Here is an 11,814-nt window from a genome sequence, read left to right as displayed (position 1 = left end):
CATCAACCCTGTTGTTCGAGACGGACGATGTCGAAGGACTTCAGCGTGATCCGCATCGGAATCTCGGCGACCGACAGGATCGAGAGCGTCGGGAGGCTACGACGGGTCAGCGCCTTGAGGTGACGGCGGAGTTCCGCACCGCAGAGCAGCACCGGCGCCCGCCCCTCGCGGAACATCGCCTCGGTCAAGGGGGCAAGACGGCGGATGAGCTGTTCGGCAAGGCGCGGCTCGACCGCCATCGATGCGCCACCTGCCGCCGCGCCGAGGCTCGCGGTGAGCTGGTTCTCGACCCGCGGATCGAGGCTGAGCACCGCGAGGTCGGGGTGGCGGCCGCGCAATTGATGACAGATCGCGTAGCTCATGCGCTGACGGATCAGCTCGGTCAGCTCCGCCGGATCCTTCTGCGCGCGAGCCAGATCGACGAGATGCTCGACGATGAGGTCAAGATTGGCGATCGAAACGCCTTCCGCGAGCAGCGTCTGGAGAACGCGCTGGACGTCGGACACCGACAGAGTCTGCGGCACCAGCTCCTCGACGAGGCCCGGTTGCCGGCGGCGGACGCCATCGAGAAGACCGACGACGGTCGCGCGGGTCAGCAGCGTGCCCACCTCGCCGCGGACGATCTCACCGAAATGGGTCGCCAGAACGGTCAGCGGATCGATGATCGTGCATCCGGCCGCCTTGGCCGTATCCGCCTGGCCGGGGTCGATCCACCAGGCGGGCAGGCCGAAGGCAGGGTCGACCGTCTCGATCCCCTTCAAGCCAGGCTTCTGCCCCTGGCCCGCCACCGCGAGGACGCGGTCGGCGTGGATCGTCCCCGCGCCGTACCGCGCGCCGAACAGCCGGATTTCATACTCGTGACTGCCAAGGCCGGCACCGTCCTCCAGGCGAACAGCAGGGAAGGGCAGGCCGAACTGCTCCTCATGGGCGCGACGCAGCCCAGCGATCCGTTCCATCACCAACGCCCCTTCGCCCGCCCACGCAGCGGCGAGTTGGACGCCCAGGCGGACCTCGAGTCCGGGTGAAGCGGTCGATTCCGCGGCGATGTCCTCATCGACGGGCTGAGCGGCATCGGCCGCCGCGCGTTTGCGGATGCGCCACCAGGCGACGAACGCCAGCGCGCCGATCACCGCGATCGGCCATTTCGGCATTCCGGGTAGAAGCAGCAGCGCACCCAGCACCGCCGCGACAATCAGCGGAATCCGCGGCACGGAACCAAGCTGGCGGAATACTTCGGTCGACAACTCGCGATCGGACGCGGAGCGGGTGACGATGATGCCCGTCGCGATCGAGATGATCAGCGCGGGGAGCTGGGTGGCGATGCCGTCGCCGATGGTCAGCAGGGTGAAGTGGCTGAGCGCCTGGCTCCATTCCATCCCCATCTGGCTGACGCCAACGATCCAGCCGGCGATGATGTTGATGAGGAGGATGATGATCCCGGCGATCGCATCGCCCTTCACGAACTTCGACGCGCCGTCCATCGCGCCATAGAAGCTGGCTTCCTTCTCCAGCGCCTTGCGCCGCGCCACCGCCTCGTCGCGATCGATCAGGCCCATGTTGAGGTCGGCGTCGATGCTCATCTGCTGGCCGGGCATCGAATCGAGCGTGAAGCGTGCTGCGACCTCCGATACGCGCTGCGCGCCCGCGGTGACGACGACATATTGGACCACCACGAGGATCGCGAAGACGACCAGCCCGACGACGAAATTGCCGCGTACCGCAAACGCGCCGATCGACCCGATCACGGCCCCGGCGTCGCCACCGGTCAGGATCAGCCGCGTGGCGGCGACGTTCAGCGACAGGCGATACAATGTCGCGACGAGGAGGAGCGAGGGGAAGGTCGAGAACTCGACCGGCTTGCCGACATAGAAGGTCAGCAGCATGATCGTCAGGCCTAGCCCGAAGTTGGCGATGATCGCCAGGTCGAGGAAGGCGGGCGGGATCGGCGCGAACAGGATGACGAGGATACCGATCGTCGCGATCACCAGCGCGAGGTCGCGGTTGCCGCCGGGCGTCGAGGGGAGGCGGGGGAGCGTGGTGGTCGACATGCGGGTTCAGCCCTGTGCGCTTGCCGCGCTCGCGCGGCGAAGGTCGATGTAGAGAGTGGCGACCGCCTCATAGCGGTCGGGCGGTACGGTGCTGCCGATCTGGCACGCCCGGAACAGCGCCCGCGCGAGCGGCGGGTTCGCGATCACCGGCAGGCCACGGCGGACGGCGTCTTCCTTGAGTGCAAGGGCGTGCGCGTTGCGGCCTTTGGCAGCGACTTCGGGTGCGAGCATCGCCGCCTCGTCGTAGCGGAGCGCGACCGCGAAATGCTCCGGGTTGACGATGAGCATGTCGGCACCTGCCAGGCTTCCCTGACCCTGCTGGATCATCTCGCGGTGCAGCTGCTTCCTGCGCTGTTTCATCCGTGGCTCGCCCTCGCGCTCACGGCTCTCGCGCGTCACCTCGCGCCGGCTCATCCGCATCTGTTTGGTGAATTCGCCGCGGACCAGAACCTGGTCGAGGATCCCAACGGCGATCGCGATCATGAGGAAGGCGAGCACGAGCCGCATTCCCGCCGCCTCCAGCGTCTGCGGCAACCGCTCGCCATAGCCTGCCGTTTCCGAGAACTGCGCCACCGCCCAGCGGACGACCAGCCAGGTGGCGGCGGCATAGAGCGCGAATTTGACGATACTCTTCAGCGTTTCCTTGAGCATCCGCATCGAGAAAAGCCGCTTCAGTCCCTTGGCGGGGTTGAGCCGGCTCCAGTCGGGCTTGAGCGGATGGAAGGTGAGGAGGAAGCCGCGCAGCTGGATCAGTTCCAGCGTGATGACGATCGCCGCCATCGTTCCCCCCAGAAGCGCGACGGGAGCGATGACCTGCCAGCCCAGTTCGCCGAGCATCGCCCCGGCACCCGCCGGTTCGGCCGCGCGTGCGAACCCGCCCGACAGCGAGGCGCGCATCGCCTGCGCGAGTGTCGCCATCAGCGCTTCGCCCGCCATCAGTACGAAGGCGGCGAGCGCGAGGAGGCCGGCCAGGAAGCCGAGCTCGATGCTGCGCGCTACGGTGCCCTTCTCGCGCGCCTTCTTCAGCTTGAACTCGGTCGGTGCCTCGCTGCGATTCTGTTCGGTCTGATCGGCCATCAGCTGCCCCCGCCGCTCAGCGCACCCATGGTGTCGAACGCATATTCGAGGATGGTCGCAAACAGCGATCCCGACAGCGCGAGCGCGATCGGCAGCATGATCATCGTCGCCAGCGTCTTCACCTGGAATCCCAGGAGCAGCACATTCATCTGGGGTAGGGTGCGCGACATGAATGCGATCGCGAGGTCGAGGATGAGCAGCACGACCAGCACCAGCCCGGCAAGTCCGATGGCGAGCAGGAAGACGCCCGAGACGTAGCCGATCAGGACCTGCGGGTCCGCGGTTCCCAGCGCGCTGCCCATCGGCGTCCGGCGGACCGAAGCGGACCAGATGGCGAGCAGTCGCGCAGGGCCTTGGGTCGCAAAGAAGATCGCACCCGCGGCATACGCGAGGACGGTGCCGACCAGCGGCAATTGCGCCCTGGTCGAGGGATCGACGAGCACGGCCAGGCCGTATCCCGCCTGGATGTCGATCGTCCGCCCGGCGACGAGGAGGGCGGCAAAGGCGAGTTGGAGGGCGAGGGCAAGCGCGATGCCGAGAAGCAGCTCGCCACCGGCGATCGCCAAGATGCCGCCAGCGGGCAGCGGCGCGCGCCAGGTCGATGCGGCGTTTGCCGCGACCAGCCAGCCGGCAAGCGCGATCGCCAGCGCGATCCTGATCAGGACGGGAATACGGATCAGGGTGAAAGGCTGGGCGAAGGCGAGCGTCGGCGCGATGCGAAGCGTCAGCAGGAGCGTCGCCACCGCCTGGGCCACCAGCGCGTCCATTCCCCCGTCCTGTCGTCAGTTCACAAGGGTCGGGATCGCAAGGTAGAGCCCTCGCGCGAAGTCGGTGAGCCGGGTCATCATCCATGGCCCGAGCACGATCAACAGGCCCGCCGCGACCAGGATCTTGGGCACGTAGCTGAGTGTCGCCTCCTGGATCTGCGTCGCGACCTGGAAGACGCTGATGACGACGCCGATGACCAGCGTCGCGATCAGGATCGGCCCGGCGACCATCAACGACTGCCACAGCATGTCGTCGAGCAGGTTCAGCGCCCTATCGGCTTCCATTGATCCCCCACTTCGCGATTGGATTCGAGCCCCCCGGATCGCCGCCAGCATTAACCATAGCCTGACGCCGACGCGGCGCAATCGACTTTGCGGCGGACGGTTCCAGCACGCGCAAAATAATCATCTAAATAGATGCGTTTTCGCCCCGACTAGTTTTTGCGGGTAGTGGCGGAACGCCGCCCCCGCTGGGATGTGGGGACGCGTTATATGGTATCGATATTTACCGGTGCGGGCACGGGCTTCGAACGCGGCTCAGGCAACGTCCTGGGCGGGGCGGGGCTGCTGGGTTCGGGCGTTATGGGGCAGACGGGCGAGCAGGTGACGCTCAATGCCGCCAACGGTAATCTGGTGATCAGCCGCCAAGACGAGTATCTGGTCGGTCGTGGCCCCGACGCTGCTGTATCGCGCACCTATAACAGCCTCGGCGATCTCTGCGACGACAATGGCGACAATTGGCGTCAAAGCACGCAGCGTCGGATCTTCGATCTGATCGGTCAGGCCAACACTTGGGGTAGTTCGGTCAAGCGCATCGCGGGCGACGGCTCGCGCTCCACCTACACCTTCGACGGGGTGAGCTACGTCGGCACCGACGGTGCGGGCAGCTATGATCGGATCACCTACGACGGCAGCTGGCGCTGGACCGACGGCGATTCTCGGGTCGTCGAAATCTATAACGGGCCCAATAACCATATCAGCCAGTTGACCGACACGAACGGCAATACGCTGATGTACGCCTATGCCGGCGACAAGCTGATCGATGTCACCACTGCGAACGGGGAGCGAATCCATTACACCTGGTCGGGCAACAACCTCGCCGAGATCACTACGATCTACAACGACGGCGGTACCTGGCGGCAACTGACCCGCGTCCGCTACGAATATGACGGCTATAATCGCCTCGCCAATGTCGCGGTCGATCTTACCCCGGAGGACAACGGCACCTGGGACGGGAACCGCTACCTCACCAGCTATACCTACCACGGCGCCTCGAAGCTGGTGGCGTCGATTACCCAGACCGACGGCAGCCGGCTCGACATCGGCTACGACGCAAACAACCGCGTTACCGGCCTGTCCCAGACCGCCGTCGACGGCGTCGTGCGCACTACATCGATCGGCTACGGCGCCGGCTACACCAACGTCACCGATCCGCAAGGGCAGACGACCGCGCTATCGTTCGATGGCGCCGGGCAACTGGTCCAGATCACCACGCCGCCGCCGGCCAACGGCGAGCCCGCGCAGACGCTGGCGTTCAGCTACAACGGTCGCGGGGATGTGGTCGAGACGCGCGATGGTGCCGGCGCGATCACCCACTTTGCCTATGACGAGCGCGGTAACCTGATCGCGAAGTCCGACCCGGACGGCACGGTGACGGTCCGGACCTACGACGCGGGAAATCGCGTGCTCACCGAAACGATCGACGCCAACCGGGTCCACTTCGCGGCGATGCAGGCCGGATCGACGGGCTGGAACTATGGCTACGACCCGAACAATATTCGCGCGACCGGCGTGCCTGATGCGGGATATCGGGCAGGCGGTGCCTTTGTCAAAGGCTATTTCAATGCGACTGCGCCGGGTCAGGTCATCTCGATATCGACCGGTGGGGCAGACTGGTTCGATGTCGCCGGCGGCGAGCGCCTGGCGGTACAGACCGGCGTCGAGGCGAACGGCTCAATCGAGCACATGGACGTATCGGTCCATTTCCTCGACGCCGCCGGCAACTATGTCGGCGGGGCACACATCGGCACCGTATACGGCCCGCAGAGCTATAACACTAAGGTCGGCAATTTCGTGGGAGTGCCCGCTAGCGCGGTGCGGGCGCGACTTGAAGTCTATTGCTACAGCTCGGAGGCGGGCAGCGGCAATTTCCTGATGGTGCAGCCGAGTGTGACCACCGCCGCGCCGGGGCAGACGACCTTCCCAAGCTTCGGCAGCGTGCGTGAAGGTACGCGGCCCGCCACGACGCGTTTCGCCTACGACGGCAACGGCAACCTCCGCTACGTCGTCGACGCCGAGGGCGGGGTGACGGAGTTTGTCAACGACGGGGCCGGCCAGCACTATGCGACCGGCCGTTTCGCGAGCGTCCGCTACGACAAGACCGGCTGGCCTGCCACTCAGGCGCTCGATCTTGGCAGCATTGACCAATGGAAGGCGCAGGTCGACAAGAGTTCGGTACACGTCACCTCCACTTCGCTCGACGGTCGCGGCAACGTGATCCAGGAGGTCGTTTACGGCGCGACGGGCGCGGACGGATCGTGGCACACCCACAACGGCTACACGCACCGTTACTTCACACGCGACCAGTCGGGGCAGATACTCAGCCGGGTCGATGCGGGCAAGAACACGGAGACCTTTGTCTATGATGGGCTCGGTCGCGTCGTCGCGTCGACCGACGCAGCGGGTGCGACCACGCGGATCGCCTTTCAGGACGCCGCGCAGCGCACGGTGGTGACGCTGGCGAGCGGGATAGTCACGACCTCGACCTACAACCGCGCGGGCGAGCTGGTCGCCGAGGCGACCGGCGGTCATTATCATGCCGGCGGCACCGCCTCGTATGCCTATGACAGCCTCGGCCGGCTGCGCGTGAAAACGGACGCGACCGGGCTGTCGACGGCTCATGTCTACGATCGGCTGAACCGCAAGGTCGCCGAGCTTAACCGTAACGGCTGGATGACCGAGTATCGTTACGACGCCGCCGACCGGCTGGTGGGAACGGTCCGCTACACCCACCTCGTGGGGGGTTGGCAGAGTGACGCTGCGTTCGACGCCAGCCAAAGCCCGGAGGTCGCAAATCTGCGCCCGCCCGCGCACAGCCAGGACATCTGGCTGTGGAACGTCTACGACGCGGGCGGGCGGCTCGTCGAGACCATCGGTGGCGACGGGTCGGCGACGATCTTCGAATATGATGCGTCCGACTGGCTGGTACGCACCACCGCCTATGCCAACAAGCTCGAAGGCTGGCGGATCGACGCATTCAAGGCGACCGCACCATCGACGGTCCAGGGCCCGCCGCCGAGCGGTGCGGACAGCGTCGAGCGCCGCTTCTACGACCGGGCCGGGCGGCTGGTCGGCACGCTCGACGGCGAGGGGCGGCTGTCGCGGACCGGCTGGGACGCGATCGGCGAGAAGGTCGAGGCGGTGCACTACGGCAATCTCGTCCCCGAGCATCTGCGCAGCGCGGGCAGCTTCGCACAACTCGTCGGCAGTGTCGGCAGCAATCCCGCCGACGCGGTGACGCGCTGGGTCTACGACAATCAGGGGCACCTGCGCTACGAGATCGACGCGTCGGGTCGCGTTATCGAGTACGGCTACGAATATGAAGGCTGGAAGTGGAGCGCGTTCGGGCCGGTCCGCCAGACCATCCGATACGCCGGCAGCATCGCGACGCTGGGCAGCTACACGGTCGACAGCATGCGCCAAGCGATCGCCAACGCCGGGTTGTCGGGGCATGGCGGCAACCGCACCAGTCAAGGCGTTTACGATGGCGCCGACCGGCTGATCTACGCGATCGACGCGGAGGGCGCGGTCACCGGTTATCGTTACGACGTCATGGGCAACGTCGTCCGCAAGGTCGACTATGTCCAGCGCCGCGCGGTTGGTGCGCTGCCTGACGAGGGCGGGATGCACGCATGGCAGAGCGCGGCCATCGGCGACCCGACCAACCGCATCACCCGCAATTATTACAGCGCCTCGGGTCAGTTGCGCTTCGTCGTCGATGGCGAGGGGTTCGTCACCCGCAACGACTACGATGCCGAAGGGCGGCTGATCTTCGCCGTCCGTTGGAACGAACCAGTCGGCGCGACCGACGCGTGGACCATCGACACCGTCGCCGGCAATGTCCGTGGCGACTGGGCGGGGACCACCTATGGCTACAACGCCGACGGGGGGCTGTATCGGGTGACCGACAGCAACGGCGTTACCAAGGAATTTGTGCACTGGGCGAACGGCACGCTCGCCTGGGAGATCACAGCCGCGGGCTTGGCCGAGGAGTCGCGGGTCCACCACCTCTACGACGCGGCGGGGCGCGAGGTCACCCGCTACGACGCGATGTGGTCGGGTGACCAGATGGCGACCCATTACGCTTATGACGGGCGCGGCAACCTCGTCACGACCACCGATGCGGGTGGCCGCACGACGACCAACGGCTATGATCGCGCCGGTCAGCTCGTCACCGTCACCGATGCCAATGGCGGGGTGACGAGCTACGGCTACGACGCGCTCGGCAATCGGGTGCGCGAAACCGACGCGCGCGGGTCGGTGACGTGGAGCTATTATGACAAGGGCGGCCGAGTCGTCGCGGTACGAGATGCCGAGAACTACGTCACAGAGACAAGCTATACCGTGTTCGGCGAGGTCGCCAGCGTAACCCGGCGCGTGAACCAGAGCTACACGGTGGGTAGTGATTTCCCCAACGTCCAGGGCCACGACGCCGACGCCATCACCCGCTTCCAGTACGACAAGCTCGGCCGCGCGACGATCAGCTGGGACGCCGAGGGCTATGCCGAGCAGCGCTGGTATGACGCGTTCGGCAGCGCCGTGCAGGACCAGAACAAGGCCGGTGGCATTACCCGCCGCGTCTTCGATCGACGCGGCATGATGATCGCGGAGATCACCCCTGCAAGCAGCATCGATGCGTCGGGCGGCACCGTCGCGCGCGAGGCATCGATCACTCGCTTGGATCCGGCCTATTATCGTGCGGCATATAGCGACCTCGCCGGGATGAGCGATGCAGAGGCGCTGTCGCACTGGCAGCAATCGGGCTGGCGTGAGCGGCGCAATCCCAACGCTTTTTTCAACACGGCCTATTATCTCGACGCCAATGGCGACATTGCAGCGGCGGGGATCAACCCGCTCGACCATTATCGTAACGACGGCATCCGCGAGGGGCGTCGCCCGGCAGGCGAGGCGGCGAGCACGACCATGGTCCTGGTCGGCAGCCCGGCGGGCAGGTTCGATGCCGCCTATTACCGTGCGGCCAACACCGACTTGGCAGGCCTCGACGACAACGGACTGCTCAATCACTGGCAAAATCATGGCTGGCGCGAGCGGCGCAATCCCAACGCCTCCTTCAACACCCGCTATTACCTCGACACCAATGGCGACATAGCAGCAGCGGGGATCAACCCGCTCGATCATTATCGTGACTCGGGTATCGCCGAGGGGCGCCGTCCTGCACCAACCGTGGCCGAGCCGACGCTGACCGGCGGCACCGTCGCCCGCTTCGAATATGATGCGCGCGGCAACATGATCCGGCGGGTCGAGGCGTCGGGGCTGCCGGAGCAGCGCATCACGAGCTACGCCTATGACAAGGCGAACCGGTTGGTGGAGACGCGTGGTGACGCGGTGCGCTGGGTCGATCAGGGCGGTTACAACGTCCAGGGTCCGACCCAGCCGATCGAGCGGCGGCGGTACGACGGGCGCGGCAACCTCGTCGAGATCACCGATGCGCGCGGCGCGCGGACCCTGTTCTTCTACGACAGGCTTGGCCGCAAGACCGAGCAGGCCGATGCGCTCGGCGGCCTCGTGTCATGGCGCTACGACGTGGTCGGCAACCTCACGCATGAGCGCCGCTGGGCGCTGAAGAGCCCGAACCCGGATGGCATCCCGCTCCATCCCGGCACTACCGCCGAGGATCGGGTCACCGACTACACATACGACCGTCTCAACCGGATGACGTCGAGCATCGTGCGCGGCGTACGCACCGGCTTCTGGAATGGAAGTACGTATCAGACCGGCGTCAACGACGTCGTGACCAGCTATGACTATGACGCTGCGGGCAACGTGCTGCGCGTCGTCGATGGCATGGGCAATGCGGTCTACACCACCTATGACCGGATCGGCCGCCGGAGCCGGCAGGTCGATGCCGAGGGGTTCATCACCGCTTGGCTCTACGACGCGGAAGGCAATGTTCGGCACGAGCGGCGCTGGGCGGCCCGGTCACTTGGCTACGGGGTCGGCTGGATCACCGATCCGAGCCTGTCGGGGGAGGACCGCGTCACCGACTTCACTCACGACAAGATGGGCCGCCGCACGTCGGAGATTCGGCGCGGGGTCGCCGCATATGCGACGGACGGCAACGGCAATCTGTACGGCGTGTCGAGCGACGCCACCGTCAGCTACCAATACAACGGTCTCGGCCAGGTCACTCGCCGCACCGAGGCTACCGGCGAGGCGACGATCTACGAGTATGACGCCGCAGGGCGCCTCGCGCACGAGACCCGCGCGGGCTATCACGACCAGGACGGCGTCTGGACTCAACCGCTGCTCGGCTACCGCTACAATGGGTTGGGCGACCTCACCCGTACCGAGCAGACCCGCCAAGGCGGCGGCGACGTGCGGATCGTCCGCTACGGGTATGGCGCGGGCGGGCGCCTCCACACCATGACCGATACGACCGGCGCGGTGTTCACCTATTGGCAGGACATCGCCGGGGCCGAGGTGCTCCAGACCTGGAACCGCAATCGATCGGACGGGTCGATCAGTCATGAAGGCGTGATGTACACCCGCGACGCGCTCGGCCGCGTCCAGAGCCAGGCGACCGGCTGGCACAACGGCGGATGGAACAAGGGCGACGTCCAGGAAACCCGATACACCGTCTTCGGCGAGGTGGCGCAGCGCGGCATCAACGGACTGCAGGAGGATTTCACCTACGACAAGCTCGGCAATCTCGCGCGCACCAACTCGGGCGATGGCGTGTGGCGCTATTTCGTAAGCGATGCGAACGGACGACGGACGCTTACGCTCGAGAACCAGAAACGCGACGATCTCGCGGGCACCGGCATCGACCAAGCGCTGCACATCGCGTCGAACTGGGGACAGACGTCGATCGATCAGGCCTATGTCGACGGAGTCGCGGCGACGATGGCGATCTACGACCGGCGGGGACAGCAGGTCGCGACGAAGCTGCCGACCCGGGAGCTGGCTGCGGGCCAGGTGCAGACGCTGGAGCTCGCTGCGGGCTACACGCCGTTCGGCGAGCTGGCGTGGGAGCGTGACGCGACGGGCGCGACGACGCACTATGGCTACAACACGATGGGCCGCCGCACGATGGTGCAGCGCGCCGCGGTCGCCATCACCGACGAGACGGGGCGCACCTACACCGACACCCCGATCGAGCGCTTCTACTATGACGCGGGCGGGCGGCTGGTCGGGCAGGACGACGCCAACGGCCGCCGCACGACGCGCCAGCTGCTGGCGGGCACCGGCTACGGTGGCGCGGAGGCGCTGGTCACCGCGGAGTTCCACCCCGACACCGGGGTCAGGCGCTTCGGCTACGACCGGTTCGGCGACCAGCGCCACGCGATCGACGAGAACGACCGCAAGACGGTGATGCAGTATGACGCGGCGGGCCGGCTGGTCCTGCAGATCCGTCCGAGCCAGCAGTCGGACTCCTACGGCTACGACGTGCTCGGCCAGCGGCTGTGGCACGCCAACTCGCATCTCGGCTGGGACGAGCGCGAGACGAGCGACTACGACCATCAGGGCCGCGTCACCTCGACGCGCGCGTTCGGGGGCGAGGTCACCACCACCAGCTACGAATGGCTCGGCTATCTCCATACCGGCGGCATGGGCACATTCGGCGGCTGGCACCAGAGCACGCACTACGCCAACGGGTTCGAGCGGGTCGAGCAATCGGACGT

At 66.4% G+C, this 11,814-nt stretch carries 5 protein-coding genes; 1 reads left to right on the top strand and 4 read right to left on the bottom strand.

Annotated features, from left to right (window positions below; translation table 11 throughout):
- Nucleotides 1-2: 2 nt before the first annotated feature.
- The 4 genes from ASE86_RS12045 to fliQ are packed head-to-tail and all read right to left on the bottom strand — an operon-like array spanning nt 3 to nt 4,177.
- Nucleotides 3-2,048 (bottom strand): flagellar biosynthesis protein FlhA, encoded by a 2,046-nt coding sequence (locus tag ASE86_RS12045; RefSeq protein WP_056427205.1) that lies wholly within the window; start codon nt 2,046-2,048, stop codon nt 3-5.
- A gap of 6 nt (nt 2,049-2,054) precedes the next feature.
- Nucleotides 2,055-3,125: a flagellar biosynthesis protein FlhB gene (locus ASE86_RS12040; RefSeq protein ID WP_056427201.1), complete on the bottom strand. Its 1,071-nt coding sequence runs from the start codon at nt 3,123-3,125 to the stop codon at nt 2,055-2,057.
- A complete protein-coding gene (locus ASE86_RS12035) occupies nt 3,125-3,892 on the bottom strand; it encodes a flagellar biosynthetic protein FliR (protein ID WP_056427196.1) in 768 nt (255 codons plus the stop codon). Before ASE86_RS12035 ends, ASE86_RS12040 begins: the two co-directional genes overlap by 1 nt.
- 15 nt (nt 3,893-3,907) lie before the next feature.
- Entirely contained in the window at nt 3,908-4,177 is a 270-nt protein-coding gene (gene fliQ, locus ASE86_RS12030; protein ID WP_056427194.1) for a flagellar biosynthesis protein FliQ, read from the bottom strand.
- 207 nt (nt 4,178-4,384) lie between these two features.
- Here fliQ and ASE86_RS12025 point away from each other — a divergent pair.
- Nucleotides 4,385-11,814, top strand: a 7,430-nt coding sequence (locus ASE86_RS12025; RefSeq protein ID WP_156347148.1) for an RHS repeat domain-containing protein, incomplete at its 3' end; no start/stop codon positions are given.

Source organism: Sphingomonas sp. Leaf33 (assembly GCF_001421785.1).
Lineage (GTDB): Bacteria > Pseudomonadota > Alphaproteobacteria > Sphingomonadales > Sphingomonadaceae > Sphingomonas.
Note: the sequence above shows the minus strand (reverse complement) of the source record. Positions and strands in the feature narration are given on the sequence as shown.